Source organism: Streptococcus sp. oral taxon 056 str. F0418, from assembly GCF_000220065.1.
Taxonomy (GTDB): Bacteria; Bacillota; Bacilli; order Lactobacillales; family Streptococcaceae; genus Streptococcus.
In genome coordinates this window covers 1,386,746-1,403,698 of sequence record NZ_AFQU01000001.1, presented here as the reverse complement: position 1 = coordinate 1,403,698, position 16,953 = coordinate 1,386,746, and the positions used below count along the sequence as shown (strand labels likewise).

Below are 16,953 nucleotides of genomic sequence, written 5' to 3'. Positions count from 1 at the left end.
AATTGTCTTTGGATTGTCGAGCAAGACGCAGTGGTTGAGTGGGCTCTATTACGCTGATTTCATCAGCCTTTACAGCCCTACTCAACTGTGCGGAGGTGGGACGACGAAATCGAATTCTAACGAATTACCGATTTCTGTCCCACTCTCTTTATTGCTGTTGTTGTGGTGTTGTACTTGTAGATGGTGTTTCAGGATTTTGGGTAGGCGCTTCTACTGGAGCAGCAGGTGTTTGAACAGCTGGTGCTTGATATACAGGTTGTTGCTGTTGCACAGGCGCTTGTTGAACTGCCGAAGCTTGAGCTGCAGCCATAGCTTCCTTGACTAGTTGGATTCTTGCTTGGAGTCTTGCTTTAGCTTCCTCATCTTTTACTTTATCAACAGCAGTTTGAGCAGCAGTTGCATTTGCTTCTGTTTGCTCAGCTTCCAAGGTTTTAACTGCCTCCTCAGCATCAGTAACAGTTTGGGTAAGGGCTGCTTTCGTTTTATCCGCAGCCACTTTATCTGTTGTGCTAGCTTTCGCACTAGAACGTTTGCTGTAACTAGTGGGAGTCGTTGTTTGCTTTGCAATCTTATTATCTGGTTTAACAAAAAGTAGGCCTGCCACTAAGACAACAACCAACATAGATAGAACTGATAGTCTAATCCAAATTGGGCTTTGATCAAATTTATCAAAAATATTTCTCATTGTATTTTCTCACTTCATTATCTCATTATCAAAAATATTACCAACTTCTACATCGATTTTATTTTCTTTCACATCGATGTTTGTGACTTTTAGCAATGACTTGTAAGCCAACTGATCTCTTTTTTCTTGAGCATTATCTGCAAAAACGGCTACTCCTGCTAGTTCTGATTCAAACTCTGTTAATAAGCTAATCATCCCATTAATCGTACCGCCACCTTTTAAAAAGTCATCTACAATCAAAACACGACTCCCGGCTTTTAGACTCCGTTTGGATAGAAACATCTTTTCAATCCGATCGCTTGAACCAGATACATAATTCACACTAACAGTGGAGCCTTCTGTAATTTTTAAATCTCGGCGCACAATGACAAAAGGGACGTTTAGTGTATTTGCAACAGCATTTGCTAATGGTACACCTTTTGTCGCTACTGTCATGACTGCGTCAATTTTCTGTCCTCTAAAAGCTTTAGCGATAATTCTACCAATGCTGTTTAAAATCGACGGGGTACTCAAGAGGTCCGATAAATAAATATAACCTCCCGGTAAAATTCGATCACTTTCTGATAGTTGATCACGCAATTTTTCTACAATCGTTTTGGCTTCCTTATCTGAAATGGAAGGCGTAAAAATAACTCCTCCACCTGCACCTGTAATAGTTTCTATTGTACCAATTTCAATTTCTTCAAAGGCTCGTTTAATGATCACAATATCTTCTGAAATAGAAGATTTAGCAGATTCGTATTTTTCAGCAAAGGTATTGAGGCTTGTTAATTCGTAAGGGTGATTTAAAAGATAGTTTGAAATTACTACCATACGATCACTTCGTCTTAATTTCATATGTTCACCATTTTATTATTTTTCTTCATTATACCATACTCTACCAAAAAAACGAACATTATTACAAATAGACTGCTCGTTTTTCGTTTTTTAGTTAGTCCAAATCTGGTTGATAAAATGAACGATTGTCCATTGCAAAAATACGGCTTGTCATCTCACCTGCGCCTACCTTTGCCAGAGCGGCCGTCATCATCATCATTTCGGCATCCAAATTGTCAATGATATGGAGGATTTCTGCTTCCATAATTCTTGGACGAACTGGACTACCGTACTCCAGCAAACCATGGTGGCTCAGGATAACGTGACGTAATACAACAACATCTTCCTTATTGTCATCAATTTTCAACTCTAAGAGAATTTTGGTGATTTCCTCATCGATCAAAGCAATATGGCCAATCAAATTCCCCCGAACAGTATATTCAGTATCATCTGGTCCGCTCAATTCAATCACTTTGGCCAGGTCATGAAGCATGATTCCTGCAAAAAGCAAACTCTTGTTCAGCTGCGGATAAATGTCTCCAATCGCATCCGCTAGACGAACCATCGTAGCTGTATGAAAAGCCAAACCAGATTCAAAAGCATGGTGATTGGTCTTAGCAGCTGGATAGGAATAAAATTCCTTGTCATACTTACTATATAAAGCACGAACAACACGTTGCCAAACCGGATTTTCAATTTTGAAAATCATTTGTGCAAGATAATCACGCAATTCTTTAGGATCTACTGGTGGCTTCTCTTTGAAATTAGCTGGATCATTTGGTTCACCAGCTTTAGGAAGGCGTAAAACTAATTGGTTCACTTGAGGGGTGTTATTATACACTTCTCTGCGCCCCTGCATATGGACTACTTTTCCTGCTGTAAATTCTGTAACATTATGTGGTTGAGCGTCCCATAGTTTCCCTTCGATTTCCCCAGTATCGTCTTGAAATGTAAAAGCAATATAGTCTTTTCCAGCTCTCGTCTGACGTACTTCGGCCGATTTGATCAAATAGAACCCTTCAAACAGTTCATCTTTTTTCATTTGGCTAATTTTCATGATTTTCCCCTTCTTCTGATATATCTAGTAAATCCAGATGTAAATCTTCATCAGACAATTCAATCTGGCGTAATGTACGTTCAATAGCGTTTGTCCTACGAGTCAGTAAGTCATCTATATTACCCGAAGCGTGCTGCAAGTGTTTTTGAGCTTTGATTAGGATCCCTGCAAACTTATTAAACTCTAACTTGACGCTTCCCAAGACCTTACTAATATCATCTGCACTCTTTTGGATATTGAGTGTTTTAAAACCAACAGATAAGGAATTTAACAAAGCTGACAAGGTAGATGGACCTGCCACCACGATCTGCTCATCTCTACGGAGGCTATCAAAAAATTCAGGGTTACGAACCACTTCTGAATAAAGCCCTTCAGTAGGTAAAAACATTATTCCAAAATTCGTAGTCCTAGGTGGAGCTAGATATTTGCTGCGAATATCTTTTGCGAAACGTCTCACGCTATTTAATAAAGATTTTCGGTGGAACTCAATTTCTTCTTTATTCCCCGACTCATAGGCTTCTTCTAAGCGATAATAGTCTGCTAATGGAAACTTAGAGTCAACTGGTAAATAAACATAATCATGCTCTGTCTGACCTGGTAATTTGATAGCATATTCTACACGTTCATTGGAGCCAGCCACCGTTGCAAATTCCCGTTCATACTGATTAGCTGTCAAAATATCCTCGATGATCTGACCGAGTTGCAATTCCCCCATAATCCCACGGGTTTTAGTGTTTGAAAGTACTTTGTTGAGTGTTCCTACATCACGCGCAATATGCTGCATCTCTCCCAAGCCTCGATTGACTGACTCTAATTGCTTAGAAACAGACTCGAAAGAGGTTTGAAGGCGAGTTTGAAGAGTCTTCTCCAGTTTTTCTTCTACTGTCTGCCTCATTTGCTCTAAACGTAATTCATTAGACTCTTGAATCTGTTTCATGCGTTCATCTGTCTTATCACGGTTCTTGGTCAAATTATCACTGATTTCTGTCCGTAAATCTGTCAAATCCCTATGCAAACTTGTGTGAAGAGAACTAAAACGATCTCCTAAACTTATTTCTAAGTTTTTTTGTTGCAGTAATGCCTGCTGGGTCTGTTGTTCCAAACGGTAATCAATTTGATCTGACAAGCGATCTGATTCTTCTTCCAATAGTCGTTTTACCTTATTTTTTTGCCTCGCTTGCCCTTGCCAAATGAAGAAGAGAAAGAGGATGTTAGCAATTAACAGAATGATGATCAATATATCCATTTTATTTCCTATCTTTGCTATATATTATCACCACATATCCCGAGTCAAAAGACAAAGAAATGGGCTTACCTATAAATTCGTTAGAAGCATAAACTTTTTTAAAGAAAAAGTTTGTTTCATTTAAAGGATATTTTGCTCCTTCAATTATCAAGTGGATGTCATTCGTCGGCATAAACGCAATGTACTTCATGCTATCTACAGGATCAATCAGGTGCTTCCCTGACGGCCGATAGGTCATCACATTTTGTTCATCCACCAAAAAGATTCGTTCCATAAAAGGGGATATGGCCGGGTTACTAGGGAGAAAAACATTGGCCAGTGCATGATCCATTCGACCGCCAAAAGCACCATAAATCATTAGGTTGGCGTCTGGATAACGTTCGAAACAGGCAATAACTGCCAACTCTAAATCTGTATCATCTTTTTCTGGTTGAGCCTGTATTATAGCTCCAGCCTTTTCCTGAATCCGCTGAAATTCATCCTGCGTTACCGAATCAAAATCTCCCACAGCCAAATCTGGATCAATCTCTCGATCTATCAGATAGAGGCTCCCACGATCCACGCCTATCCAAATATCAACATCTGTGGGAAGTGTCTCTAGCTGACCACCGGCAACCACAGCAATCTTAGTCATGTAATGCTTCCCGTAAAGTTTGAACTTGGTGATGGACATCACCTTTAAATACGTAGCTTCCTGCCACAAAAACGTTAGCTCCTGCTTCCTTAGCCAATTTGATCGTTTGATTATCAACGCCTCCGTCGACTTCAATGTCAAATTGTAGCCCCTCTTGCTCACGAAGGCTCGCAAGTTCACGTATCTTGACCAAAGTCTCAAGTAAGAATGCTTGTCCGCCGAAACCTGGGTTAACAGTCATAACTAGAACCTGATCAACTAGATTCAATACATGCCTAATCGCTTGAACTGGCGTCCCTGGATTCAATACAACGCAAGCCTTAACACCTGCAGCTCTGATTTGTTGTAGAGCGCCATGGATATGTGGAGTTGCTTCAACATGAATACCGATAATATCTGCACCAGCTCGAACAAATTCTTCTATATGCTTCTCTGGGTTAGATACCATCAAGTGGCAATCAAAAACCAACTTGCTATGCGGACGCATACTCGCCACTACACCTGCTCCAAATGTAATATTAGGGACAAAGTGGCCATCCATTACATCGATATGGGCATATTCTGCTCCTGCTGATTCCAGTCTTTTAAGCTCGCTTTCAAAGTTTGCATAATCTGCACTAAGAATGGATGGTGCGATTTTATATTGTGTCATATTTTTCCTCTATCTATTTATTTTAGTTTTTTTGCTACTTTCTTATATGTTTCTCTACGATTTTCAATCTCACTGAGAAATTGGAGATAATTATCAAAGCGAAAAGATGCTATTTGGCCATCTTTGACTGCTGGCTTGACTGCACAACCTGGTTCATGCGTATGAGTGCAAGTTCGAAACTTACAGGAACAACTCCGTTCTGCGATTTCTGGGAAGGCCTGGTTTAATTCATCTGCCTGGCTTACTTCATAATCTATTGATGAGAAACCCGGTGTGTCCGCTATTTTTCCTCCATTTAGATTGTATAAGCTAACTGCTCGTGTTGTATGTCGACCACGTCCTAAACTCTCGGAAATCTCTCCTGTTTCCAGTTGCAAATCTGGCGCAATTTTATTTAAAAGCGTAGATTTCCCAACACCTGTTTGCCCCATAAAAACGGTAGTTTTCATTGATAAAAGAGGCAACAGTTCACCCACACTCCTTGCCACATCGTAGCCAATAGAACGATAAACTTGTAAGAAGGAATCAAGCTCATCTCTCACCTCTAGTAAATCCAGCTTGCTGAGATACAAAATCGGATGAATCCCTTTATGTTCCAAAAGAACTAGAAAGCGATCTAACAGGTTGGCGTTAAAATCCGGCTCTTTTGCGCTCATAATGACAACTGCTTGGTCAATGTTCACAATGGGCGGTCGAATAAGGCTGTTTTTGCGTTCTGCTATTTTTAAAATATAGCCTTCTGAATCTTTTTCAGCTGAAAACTCGACTTCGTCTCCAACATATGGCGTCTGTCCTTTTTTTCGGAAATTACCACGAGCTCTGGTTTGATAAACTTTCCCATTGCTTTCTACATAATAAAAGCCAGCTAGGGACTTAATAATTTTTCCTTGCAAGAGAACTCCTTTAAGATTAGTACCTCCATTATACCATAAAATGTCTATTGCTTTCTCATTGGCATTTTTTTAAAATATGTTATAATAGAAAGCAAGCGGAGGTGGTGGAACGGCAGACACGCATGCTTCAGGCGCATGTGCCCGTACGGGTGTGAGGGTTCAAATCCCTTCCTCCGCATAAGACAAAAGAGAGTGGGACAGAAATCGGTAATTCGTTAGAATTCGATTTCGCCGTCCCACCTCCGCACAGTTGAGTAGGGCTGTAAAAACTGATGAAATCAGCGTAGTAGAGCCCACTCAACCACTGCGTCTTGCTCGACAATCCAAAGACAATTGAGAGGCTAGGACTTTTGTCCCAGCCTCTTTTTCTTTTCCATACTCTATTAGAGACCTTCAGCTTTTAAAGCGTCACTCAAACGAGCAAATGTTTCTAAATCAAGCGATTCTCCACGAACATTGGGCGCTAAATCTATCGTTTCAAGGGCTCTTTCAAGCTTCGCTTTAATCTCTTCTGACTTTCCAAAATAACTAGTCAGGTTATTCCAGAGAGTCTTCCGACGGTGGACAAAGCTGGCCTTGGAAACCTTGAAAAAGAATTTCTCGTCCTGTACCGCAACTGCAGGCTGGTCTCTGCGCACCATCTTGAGAATAGCCGAGTCCACATTTGGCGCTGGCACAAAGACTGTCCGTGGCACGATAAAGGCAACTTTGGCCGTCATGTAATACTGCACCGCAATCGACAAACTACCATAGGCCTTGGTATTCGGCTGAGCCGAAATCCGATCCGCTACTTCTTTTTGCATCATTACGACAAACTCACTAAAAGGAATTCCGCTCTCAATCAAATGCATGAGAATCGGCGTCGTGATGTAGTAGGGCAAATTTGCCACTACCTTGATAGGCAGGTCTGGACTCTTAAACTCTGCTATGTACTGAGCCAGATCAACCTTGAGAATATCCTGATTGACCACTGTCACATTGTCAAAATCGCGCAGGGTATCCGCTAAAATCGGCACCAGCCGATCATCAATCTCAAAAGCCATGACCTCCGCAGCATTTTCTGCCAAAAACTCCGTCAATGCCCCAATACCAGGACCAATTTCAATGACATTGACCTTTTTATCAATCTCGGCTGTGTCCACAATCTTCTGGAGGATATTAGTATCCGTCAGGAAATTCTGACCGAAAGATTTTTTAAAGGTGAAACCGTGACGCTCCAGAATGGCACGGGTCACACTATGGTCTGCAATACGCATGCTCTCTCTTTTCTATTTCTTTATTTATCTTTTAAAAGTTGGTTATTTGCTCTAGCAAGGTGTAGAGTTTTTTCTGGTCTTCTTCCTTGTACGCAGATGCGTTAGCCTTTACTTCTCTACATTTCTCGTCATACAAAAAGCCCTCATAGTCATCTTCTGTAGATAAGGCTGTATAGACTTTCGCCATTTCTTCCGGGCTAATTGAAAATTTTGACTTAATTTTATACAGATTTTTCATAAAAGCGCTGAGATGATCATAGCGGCGCATATCTACTTTGACATTGGTCACACGGATTGCCTGTACCTTAATACCTTTCCACTGTTTCCGCATATAAAGTGACAGCATCAACAAGGCTAGTTTATTTTGATAATAGGTCTTAGCAGGACTGTAGTGTTTTTGGCCAGATAAATTTTCAAAATCAAGCTTTATGAAAGGATACAGCATCAGCCCTTGAGAAGAAATATTAATAATCCGACCGTTCTCAGACTTTTCTAGCAAGCCTCTCAATAAGGTAGAAAGCAAAAAGGGAGCAACTACATTTGTAGCAAACTGCTTTTCTAATCCATCTTTGGTCATCACGGGACTTTTGATTGATAAATCAAAATCAGCCGCATTGTTAATTAAAATATCTAATGTCTCTTCTTTTTGGATATACTGTTCTACCGCTTTCTTGATACTCTCCAAATCAGATAAATCAGCCAAGATATAATTTACTTGTGGATTTCCTGTTTGTTGGCGGATTTCCTCACAGGCTTGCTCAGCAGCTTCTTTCCGCCGGCAAAACAAGGTCACTGACCAGCCCTTTTCAGCTAATTGTTTTGCAGCCTGATAGCCAATACCACTATTGCCACCTGTAATAATTACTTTTTTCATTTCTGACTCCGTTAATTTGAATATTTACACATAGTTTCTTCCACTTCCACCAAGGTCACCCCAAACAATTCCAAGCGTTTGAGGAGCTGCTTGCCATTGGAATAGCCGATACGAAGCTGCTCACCCAAATACTCTCGACGCTGACGGCTGTCGCTTCCCATAAGCAGACCTAGTCGCACAAGATCGCTTTTGGTGATATCAAAATTATCCTCATCATCGAAATATCCGACCAGCCCAGCCAATGCCTGCTGTAAATCCTCAAATGAAGCGTGCTCTACTCCGAGCGACCGACCTTTGTTCTTAGACTTGGGAGTTGCCTCATCTCGTCGGAGAAAGGCATGCTGAGCAGTTGGCACAGCCTCCATAATCATTCGACGGATACGCTCACCATTGTAATCTGGATCGGTAAAGACAATAACACCACGTAGCTGGTGCAGTTTCTCTATCCGCTCTAGATCTTCTTCATTGATTGCAGATCCTCTCGTCTCGTAAGTATCAACTTGGTAAAATCGCTGAAGATTAGCTGTATCATCCTTGCCCTCAACGACGATTACCTGAGGGATTTTTATCTTCTCAGTCAAGCCCAAACACCTTCTTTGCATTATCATAGGTTGCTTGTGCCACTTCTTCGACAGGCAGTCCACGCAGCTCAGCAATTTTCTCTACCACATAGCGAGTATAGGCCGTTTTATTTTCTCGACCACGCTTGGGAACTGGCGCCAAGTAAGGTGCATCCGTCTCAACGAGGATTTTATCCAAAGGTATACGCTGCGCCGCTTCCTGAATATCCGTCGCTTTTTTAAAAGTGACAACTCCGGAAAAAGAAATCATCATCCCTAGCTCAATAAAGCGCTCTGCCATTTCCAAAGAACCCAAATAAGAGTGCATGATGCCACCACGAGGACCTACGCCCTCACTCTTGATAATCTCATAGGTGTCCTCCAATGCGTCACGTGTGTGAACGACAAAGGGCAGGTTCAGCTCTTTTGAGAGCTGGATTTGCCGGCGGAATACCCGCTCCTGAACATCTTTAGGTGCTGTCATCCAGTGATAGTCCAGCCCAATCTCACCCAGAGCCAGCACCTTGGGGTGACGAAGTTTGTCCAGCAGATAGGCTTCCACCGCCTCATCATAAGTCCCAGCCTCAGTCGGATGCCAGCCCAAGGTTACATAGACTTCTGGGTACTGGTCAGCTAACTCAAGCGCTCTTTCAATAGTCGGTTGATCAAACCCAACAACATTGTGCGCAGTAACACTAAGTTCTTTAGCCAGTTGCAGTTCTTCTGCTTCCCGACCTGAGAATTCATCCACATTTAAATGTGTGTGTGTGTCAAAAATTTTCATTTTTTACCCTTGCCTTTTCTTCTAACTATTATACCAAAAGCTAAACAAAAAATCAGTGGTCTCGAGTTTCCACTGATTTTTCTTGTTATAATCGTTTTGATTAAGCAGCCAAAACTTTGCGTCCTTTACGACGACGAGCTGCAAGTACGCGACGACCGTTTTTAGTAGACATACGATTACGGAAACCGTGTTTACGCGCGCGACGGATTTTACTTGGTTGATAAGTACGTTTCACGATGAATACCTCCTCTTAGATTCTTGTATTCGTTTAGCCGGCTAGTTGTGATCAGTTACTAAACATACTTTACTATTCTATATGATTCTAATCCTTTTGTCAATAGTTCCAGAAAATAAGTTTCCTTTTGAGAACGTAATCATAGAGGCCTTGTTGCTTCATAAAATGGAATCAAGGCAGACATTGCTTCTTGTAAATCAGACAAAACCTCTTCTTTAGAATTGGCTCTAGACAGATTGATATCGTATTTAGCCAAGACCTTGCGGATCTGGCCTTCTTGAACCTTTTTTATCAATAATTGGCGATTATCTTCCGTTCCATCAAACCTCTGACTAACTCCCTTTTCCTGTGCAAAATAATACACTGGCTCTTTAATCGGCACCTGTAAGATACGATTTTGCTTTGAAAGACTATATTCGTCTTTTTTTCGTTCCATGAAGCTAACCTCAAGTGATACTCCAAAATCTTCTGCAGTTCCATATAAACGCAAGGCAAACATGGGTTCTGTTATCTCTCCATAACCTTTCACATAATTCCAAAAGTGAGGGCGCAAGATTTGGGCTTGGTTCATCCATTGGCTCGCTCTCTCCAAACTCAAATTTGGATAAAGCATTTGAAAATCTTTAGCCAAATCCATAAACTCTTTACGAGCCACTTGGCCTTTAGATTTCAAATCCAACATGACTTCCCGAAGATCTTTTGCTTTTTCTGGCGCAATATACTTAGTCCCTTGGTAGGGAAGATAGGCTTTTATAGCTGGGAACAATGACATATCAATTCCTTCTTCTAAAATACGTAATGATAAAAAACGAACGTACTTTGTAACATCATGCTAAAAAGTAGGTTCGTTCAAATTTACTTTATTCGCTATCAATATCCACAACGACATAGCGATTTGGTTCATCGCCTTCTGAATAGCTGGTAACTCCATCCATTTTAGAAATAATGCGGTGAATAATTTTGCGTTCGTTATTAGACATTGGATCAGTCGGCTGGCTACGGCGTTCTTCCAACGCCCTATTCGCCAATTTCTGCGCATAGCTTTGCAACACTTCAGCCCTGTGTTCTACATAATCATTAACATTGATTGAAATATAGAAACTTTTCTCATAACGAACATAGAGGTAATTTTGAGCCAATAATTGCAAGGCTTTAAGAACTTTTCCGTGATAGCCAATGACACGTCCTGGTTCATTGGTATCAATCTGCATATTGATCGTACGGCGGTTGTAGTTCGATGTCAAGCTCGCTTCAACATCCATTTCATTAACGATTTCTTGTACATAATCAGTGACTTCCGCTACAACCTCATCGATATTATAGCTTTCTTCTTCTACTTCAATACCAAGATCTGCAAAGTCTTGTTTCGTCAGATTTGTTGGTTCTTCTGGTTCGCCATTTTGTACCTGATCTTTAATGAGTTCAATTGTTCCTGTTTCTTCCAGAATAGTGTTGGCCTGTTTGTCATGTTTGAGAATCTCAGCCTTCACTTCATCTGAAACTTTCTCACCTTCTCCTTCAATTTTCTTAATCGCTGCAACAACTCGTCCTAAATCAACTGTTTCTTCGCTGACGCTTTTAACGGGTTCGTTTTTTGCATTGATTTCATCAGGCACACCTTTAACAGCTTTTTGATTCGCTTTAACCATCGTTGTTTCACTAATAGGCTCTACATCAACTTGGGCAGGCTTTTTACCAAATAAACCTAGAAAACCTTTTTTCTCACGAGAAATAACAGTAATATGTGCTTTCATTCGAGGAATATCTAATTGACGCAATCCTTCTTGAATCGCTTCTTCTACGCTCGCTCCTGTAAATACAACCATTTGCAAGAGACCTCCTTATTTTTCTTTTTCTGTGCTTTTCGGAAAGCACGTTTTTTCTTTTCTTCTTGTTCACGCTCTGCATTAAGCTTAGCTTCACGTTCTGCAATCATCTTAAAAGGATTGCTCAAAATTAATGTCTGAACCACTTGATAAGCATTTGATACCATCCAATATAGGGCTACACCACTGGAGAAAGTCAGGGCAAACCAAAAAATCATCAAAGGCATCACATAAGTCATTGCGGTCATCGCGCCATTTCTTTCAGCCAGTCCCTTATTATTCAGCCAGCTACTTAAAAAAGTAAAGAGGGCCGCCAATACTGGCAGAATGTAATAAGGATCCGTTTCTGCTAGATTAAGCCATAGGAAATGTCCTGTCTTTAAGAAAGCAACTCGTGTCAACGCTTGATACAAGGCAATCAAAACCGGCATCTGGATGAACAGAGGAATAAAGGATGCAAGTGGATTTACACCTAGCTCTTTATAAAGTCGTTGAGTCTCTGTTGCTAGGCGATTTCGACTCTCCATATCTTTTCCAGGATACTTAGCCTGCAAGGCCTTAATATGAGGCTGTGCTTCTTGCATCTTTCTAGATGAGTTCATCTGGATCTGGAAAACCGGCAAAAGAACTGTTCTGATAATAATTGTAAAGAGGATAATTCCAATTCCTATGCTACCATTAAAAGATAAAAATCGGATCGTTTCAGCGAAGAAATAAACAAATCTCTCCCATAAATCAGTCGATTGTGTTGTAACTTCATTCGTTCCGCAAGCGGTCAATACAAGTGAGGATAGGAGCAGGACACCTGCCATTTTACTCTTCTGTTTCACTAATAGTCCCTTCCTGATAGATTTTAGCTAGTTTCAGCACATGCAGCAAATTTTTCTCAATTTCTTTGTAATTCAGCTCTTCCACTCCCTTACGAGCAATAACTACAAAGTCAACTGGTTGCAACTTCTTCCCATATTCTATTAAGACATGACGTAATTTTCTCTTAATGCTATTTCTCGTAACAGCATTGCCCAGTTTCTTACTGACTGAAAGCCCTACACGAAAGTGTTTTTGATCTTTATTCAATTTATAGATGACAAATCGTTTATTAGCCACACTTTGTTTATCATTAAAAATTGCATTAAAGTCTTTCTCACTCTTGACGCGATAGCTTTTTCTCAAAATTCAACTCCATCTACCAAAATTATATCTATTATACCATATTTTTCAAAAAATCCAATTTTAGCAGGCATTTACAAGATTTTCTCACATTTTTCCGCCTTATATTTACAAGCATAAAAAGCTTGTTATTCCTATCTTTTTCTTAGATTTCAGCTTTCTTCACACAGATTAATTTGCATCCATTCAACAAATTCTTTTAAAAAAAGAACAGAAAGAAACAGCAAGTCAAAATCTACAATAGCCACCTCTCCTACTAACTACGACTCCCGGTTTAATTTGTTCATCAAACACTAAATATACTTAATTAATCATGATTCCAAGTAAAAACCCGCAAACATGATTGCGGGTCTATTTTTATTGAATAGTTTTGAGCATGTTCTCGATATGCTGGATGGATTTTTCGCGGCCTAATAGATAAATCGTATCTGGTAGCTCTGGTCCATGCATTTCACCTGAAACGGCAATTCGGATCGGCATGAAGAGGTTTTTACCTTTTATTCCTGTCTCTTTTTGGACAGCCTTGATTTGCGGGAAGATATTCTCCGTCACAAAATCTGCATCAGACATAGCTTCTAGCTTTTCTTTGAAGGCTGTCAACACAGTCGGTACTGTTTCACCAGCCATGACCTCACGCTCTGCATCTGTCAACTCTGGGAAGTCCGCAAAGAAGAGGTTTGTCAGCGGTACGATTTCATCCACAGACTTCATTTGTGGTTTGTAGAGCTCTACAAGCTTTTCTGCCTTATCTGTCAAACGGCCCGCTTCTTCAAGATACGGTTTGGCCAAAGCGAAGATTGTGTCAAAATCTGCATTCTTGATGTATTCGTTGTTCATCCAGTCCAGCTTCTTCTGGTCAAAAGCAGCTGGAGACTTGCTGAGACGTTTTTCATCAAAAAGCTCGATTAATTCTTGACGAGAGAAGATTTCATGCTCGCCTCCAGGATTCCAGCCCAGCAGTGCAATAAAGTTAAAGACTGCTTCTGGCAGATAGCCCTTCTTGCGATAATCCTCGATAAACTGCAAGGTATTGGTATCACGTTTGGATAGCTTCTTGCCTGTTTCAGAGTTGATGATCAAGGTCATATGCCCAAATTCTGGTGCTTCCCAGCCGAGGGCTTCATAGACCATGAGTTGCTTAGGTGTGTTGGCAATGTGGTCATCCCCACGAATAACGTGAGAAATTTCCATCAGATGGTCATCAATAACCACGGCAAAGTTGTAGGTTGGGTAGCCATCTTTCTTCTGGATAACCCAGTCACCACCGATATTGCCACCCTCGAACTCAATGTCGCCCTTGACCATGTCCGTCCACTTGTAAACGCCAGCTTCATTGACAGCCAGACGAACAGTCGGAATGATTCCCGCTGCTTCGCGCTCAGCGATATAGGCTGCTTTTCCCTCGTCAGACATCCCTAAATATTCATTGATATAACGCGGTGTTTCACCAGCTGCTTCTTGACGTTCACGTTCAGCTGCTAATTCTTCCTCAGTCACATAGGACTTGTAGGCCAAACCCTTGTCCAAGAGTTCATTGACATATTTTTGGTAAATATCCAAGCGCTCAGACTGGCGGTAGTTTTCGTGAGTCTCAGGACTTTCATCCCAGTCAATACCCAGCCAGCGCAGATTTTCAAGCTGTGAGCGTTCCCCGTCTTCTACATGGCGCTTACGGTCAGTATCCTCGATACGAATAATGAATGTCCCACCATGATGACGAGCATAGAGGTAGTTAAAGAGCGCAGTCCGCGCATTTCCGATGTGTAAGAGCCCGGTCGGACTTGGTGCATAACGCACACGAATAGCTTTTGCCAAAACAAATCTCCTTTATTTTCTTCTATTTTTCTATTTGAGGAGTGAAGCATCCTCTTTTCAATCGTTTCTATTATAGCATAAGTAGAAAAAAAGATTACCTGCAAGCAATCTTTTTTTACACCTCTGGATGATCTATATAACTTCGTGAATTCGCCCAGTATCAACATCATAAATGGCTCCAGAAATTTCTATGTCTTCTGGAATCAAGTCTGACTGACGTAACAAAGCCATATCTTCTAGCACACTTTCTCTCACATCTGTAAAAGGCAAAAAGTCTTGACTACTAGCATCAACACCTAACACTTGTCGAAGATGCTCCACAAAATCTTTATTGTTAAAAGTCTGGGCTCCACAATCTGTATGGTGCAAAATCACCACTTCTCTTGTTCCCATTTGCTGCTGAGAAATTACTAATGACCGAATAATGTCATCTGTTACCCGTCCACCAGCATTTCTCAAAATATGAGCATCTCCCAGCGCCAATCCCAAAGCTGGTGCTACATGAAGACGGGAATCCATACAAGTCACAATCGCTACTTTTGTTTTCGGCTTTAGTGGCAAGTGAGCCGTTCCATGTAAGTCAACATAGGCTTGATTAGCTTTTATGAAATTTTCAAAATAAGACATATTCACCTCTGGATTGTTTTTTTAGATTATTAATTTGAACTTCAAATAAATTAATCTTATCATACCAGCTTCACGCCACTTTGTCAGCAATAAAGCTTTGGATATGGATTCACCAGTTCCACAGAAAATATTGACAAATCCTTCTCCAATGCCAATCTGAAAGCAACTAACGGCTTTATGAAGGATATCAAACAACCAAGCTTTGACCTTAAAACTTCCCTAACTTCAAAAAAAGAGAGAACCTTTATGAACGGTTCTCTATGCTAGCTTTTATCACCCACTCAAGTTGACAAAGAGCTATTAGTTATAACTTTTTAAAGTAGCGAGCAACAGGCCACTGTTCAAAACCAAAGTTCTCATAGGTTTTACGGGCTGGTGCATGGCCTGGATCACCACCCGTCTCAACCATGACCATTTCCATTCCTTTTTGTTTAATCTGATCACAAGCATAGGTCATGAGTGCTTTTCCGACACCTTGACGCTGATAGCTTGGAGAAACGGCTAGTATATAAATCTCTCCCATCTTATCCTCAGGGTGCAAGCGAATGTGAATCCAGCCGACTAACTCTTCCTCCAAAAAAGCTAGCCAGGCAAACTGACCTTCTTCATCTAAGACTGCTGTTAGATCATTGATTTGTCTTGTTTCCCACCCTTGAGGATAAAAATTATCATAAACAAACTTAGGAACTCCTTTTTCCATTTTTGGAAAAACTGGAGACCAAGCCTGTATTGACAATTCTAAAACAGCCTCTTTATACGATTTCTGGTAAAGTTTTATAGTAATTGTCACTTTTTTCCTCACGTTTCTTGAATCCGCCAAAAATATCACGAACGAGTTCGCATCCGTCGGTGCGAACAGCCACATTATAAAGGCGGCATTGACTTTTCAAGGGTTGATCGACCTTTATAAAATTTTCAAAATATGACATATTCACCTCTGGATTGTTTTTTAGATTATTAATTTGATTTTCAAATAAATTAATCTTATCACCTTTGGTATCGTTTATCAGAACTGACGCTTACTACATGAAAAATCTTCATTTTTATTCTCTGGTAGAAATATATGTCCCCAAAACTTTGGCAAAGGTTTCTACATTCAAACTTTGAACATAGATTTCTCCCGTTCCACGGAAAGTATTGACGACACCTTCACCTGTACCAACTGACTGTAAAAAGCCATTTTCTAGATGAATATCATAAGTCAGTTCCTTACTCCATGCAACAACATGGGCATTGTCAATCGTCATTTCTTGGTCTTGCAATTCGATCTTTTTGATGGCTCCAAAAGCATTGACCAAAAGCGTTCCTTCACCCTCTGTTGTCATAACAAAGAAACCACCTTGGCCACCAAATAGAGCACGTCCAAAAGACTGACGTTCCATAGTATAAAAGGCCGAGCCATCTAAGGCTAGAAAGGCACCATCATTTAAGCGGTATTGATGGTCACCTATTTCTAATGCCATAACTTGACCTGGAACATTTGGCGCTAAAGCAAGTACACCACCGTCAACCTCCGAAGTAGCCTCAGTGATAAAAGTACTTTCACCAGATACCATAGAACGGCCGACTGCTTTGACTAACTTCTCAAGACCAGAGCCCTTGGCATTCAGTTTCGTATTTAACTTAACGCTTGGAGAATGATACACCATCCCTCCACGCTGAATATAGGCTTTTTCACCTTTATCTAGCGCTATTTCTACAAAAGGAAATTGACTATTATTCTCAATAGTAAAATTCATGCGGTTATCTGACATCTGTTTTCTCCTTTTATTTCTTTTTGAGGAGGCTAGTTTATTGTCTCCCTTGGCCTCTTGACCTATCTA

General features: G+C 40.7%; 20 protein-coding genes and 1 tRNA gene. 1 reads left to right on the top strand and 20 read right to left on the bottom strand.

Annotated elements, in window-relative coordinates:
* Positions 1-148: 148 nt before the first annotated feature.
* The 7 genes from HMPREF9182_RS07075 to rsgA form a co-directional block, all read right to left on the bottom strand.
* Complete coding sequence (locus tag HMPREF9182_RS07075) at positions 149-685, bottom strand: hypothetical protein (RefSeq protein ID WP_009443247.1); 537 nt, start codon at positions 683-685, stop codon at positions 149-151.
* A gap of 9 nt (positions 686-694) precedes the next feature.
* Positions 695-1,522 (bottom strand): pur operon repressor, encoded by an 828-nt coding sequence (purR, locus tag HMPREF9182_RS07070; RefSeq protein WP_009754268.1) that lies wholly within the window; start codon positions 1,520-1,522, stop codon positions 695-697.
* Positions 1,523-1,616: 94 nt separating this feature from the next.
* The gene (locus HMPREF9182_RS07065; protein ID WP_009443833.1) at positions 1,617-2,558 is read right to left on the bottom strand and encodes a 3'-5' exoribonuclease YhaM family protein; all 942 of its coding nucleotides are present in this window, start codon (positions 2,556-2,558) and stop codon (positions 1,617-1,619) included.
* Positions 2,548-3,804, bottom strand: a complete 1,257-nt coding sequence (locus HMPREF9182_RS07060; protein ID WP_009755061.1) for a DNA recombination protein RmuC — start codon at positions 3,802-3,804, stop codon at positions 2,548-2,550. The genes HMPREF9182_RS07065 and HMPREF9182_RS07060 overlap by 11 nt, the downstream gene beginning before the upstream one ends.
* Before the next feature lies 1 nt (position 3,805).
* Positions 3,806-4,438, bottom strand: a complete 633-nt coding sequence (locus HMPREF9182_RS07055) for a thiamine diphosphokinase (RefSeq protein WP_009754209.1) — start codon at positions 4,436-4,438, stop codon at positions 3,806-3,808.
* Positions 4,431-5,090 carry a ribulose-phosphate 3-epimerase gene (gene rpe / locus HMPREF9182_RS07050; RefSeq protein ID WP_009443212.1) on the bottom strand — a complete coding sequence of 220 codons (660 nt, stop codon included), beginning with the start codon at positions 5,088-5,090 and terminating at the stop codon, positions 4,431-4,433. Before rpe ends, HMPREF9182_RS07055 begins: the two co-directional genes overlap by 8 nt.
* A 17-nt stretch (positions 5,091-5,107) precedes the next feature.
* The gene (gene rsgA, locus HMPREF9182_RS07045; RefSeq protein WP_009443686.1) at positions 5,108-5,983 is read right to left on the bottom strand and encodes a ribosome small subunit-dependent GTPase A; all 876 of its coding nucleotides are present in this window, start codon (positions 5,981-5,983) and stop codon (positions 5,108-5,110) included.
* Between the two features lie 95 nt (positions 5,984-6,078).
* Between rsgA and HMPREF9182_RS07040 the strand changes: the two genes are divergently transcribed.
* Positions 6,079-6,161 (top strand) — tRNA-Leu (locus tag HMPREF9182_RS07040).
* A gap of 205 nt (positions 6,162-6,366) precedes the next feature.
* Here HMPREF9182_RS07040 and rsmA read toward each other — a convergent pair.
* From rsmA to HMPREF9182_RS06975, 13 genes are all read right to left on the bottom strand, one after another.
* Positions 6,367-7,239: a 16S rRNA (adenine(1518)-N(6)/adenine(1519)-N(6))-dimethyltransferase RsmA gene (gene rsmA / locus HMPREF9182_RS07035; protein ID WP_009443350.1), complete on the bottom strand. Its 873-nt coding sequence runs from the start codon at positions 7,237-7,239 to the stop codon at positions 6,367-6,369.
* A 31-nt stretch (positions 7,240-7,270) separates the two neighbouring features.
* Complete coding sequence (locus HMPREF9182_RS07030; protein WP_009754948.1) at positions 7,271-8,113, bottom strand: SDR family NAD(P)-dependent oxidoreductase; 843 nt, start codon at positions 8,111-8,113, stop codon at positions 7,271-7,273.
* 11 nt (positions 8,114-8,124) lie between these two features.
* Complete coding sequence (rnmV, locus tag HMPREF9182_RS07025; protein ID WP_037602784.1) at positions 8,125-8,715, bottom strand: ribonuclease M5; 591 nt, start codon at positions 8,713-8,715, stop codon at positions 8,125-8,127.
* Entirely contained in the window at positions 8,687-9,457 is a 771-nt protein-coding gene (locus tag HMPREF9182_RS07020) for a TatD family hydrolase (protein WP_009754248.1), read from the bottom strand. The genes rnmV and HMPREF9182_RS07020 overlap by 29 nt, the downstream gene beginning before the upstream one ends.
* Before the next feature lie 100 nt (positions 9,458-9,557).
* The gene (gene rpmH / locus HMPREF9182_RS07015) at positions 9,558-9,692 is read right to left on the bottom strand and encodes a 50S ribosomal protein L34 (RefSeq protein ID WP_000831902.1); all 135 of its coding nucleotides are present in this window, start codon (positions 9,690-9,692) and stop codon (positions 9,558-9,560) included.
* 139 nt (positions 9,693-9,831) lie between these two features.
* Positions 9,832-10,464 (bottom strand): hypothetical protein, encoded by a 633-nt coding sequence (locus HMPREF9182_RS07010; RefSeq protein ID WP_009443650.1) that lies wholly within the window; start codon positions 10,462-10,464, stop codon positions 9,832-9,834.
* An 88-nt stretch (positions 10,465-10,552) separates the two neighbouring features.
* The gene (jag, locus tag HMPREF9182_RS07005) at positions 10,553-11,518 is read right to left on the bottom strand and encodes an RNA-binding cell elongation regulator Jag/EloR (protein ID WP_037602783.1); all 966 of its coding nucleotides are present in this window, start codon (positions 11,516-11,518) and stop codon (positions 10,553-10,555) included.
* Positions 11,491-12,348, bottom strand: coding sequence for a YidC/Oxa1 family membrane protein insertase (locus tag HMPREF9182_RS07000; RefSeq protein ID WP_037602781.1), 858 nt, complete (start codon positions 12,346-12,348; stop codon positions 11,491-11,493). The genes jag and HMPREF9182_RS07000 overlap by 28 nt, the downstream gene beginning before the upstream one ends.
* A complete protein-coding gene (rnpA, locus tag HMPREF9182_RS06995; protein WP_009754299.1) occupies positions 12,332-12,691 on the bottom strand; it encodes a ribonuclease P protein component in 360 nt (119 codons plus the stop codon). The genes HMPREF9182_RS07000 and rnpA overlap by 17 nt, the downstream gene beginning before the upstream one ends.
* A 354-nt stretch (positions 12,692-13,045) precedes the next feature.
* Positions 13,046-14,503 (bottom strand): glutamate--tRNA ligase, encoded by a 1,458-nt coding sequence (gene gltX, locus HMPREF9182_RS06990; protein WP_009754297.1) that lies wholly within the window; start codon positions 14,501-14,503, stop codon positions 13,046-13,048.
* A 132-nt stretch (positions 14,504-14,635) separates the two neighbouring features.
* Positions 14,636-15,130, bottom strand: coding sequence for a beta-class carbonic anhydrase (locus HMPREF9182_RS06985; protein ID WP_009754925.1), 495 nt, complete (start codon positions 15,128-15,130; stop codon positions 14,636-14,638).
* A 304-nt stretch (positions 15,131-15,434) separates the two neighbouring features.
* Positions 15,435-15,920: a GNAT family N-acetyltransferase gene (locus HMPREF9182_RS06980; protein WP_009443684.1), complete on the bottom strand. Its 486-nt coding sequence runs from the start codon at positions 15,918-15,920 to the stop codon at positions 15,435-15,437.
* Positions 15,921-16,173: 253 nt separating this feature from the next.
* A complete protein-coding gene (locus HMPREF9182_RS06975) occupies positions 16,174-16,884 on the bottom strand; it encodes a TIGR00266 family protein (RefSeq protein WP_009754753.1) in 711 nt (236 codons plus the stop codon).
* Between the last annotated feature and the right edge of the window lie 69 nt (positions 16,885-16,953).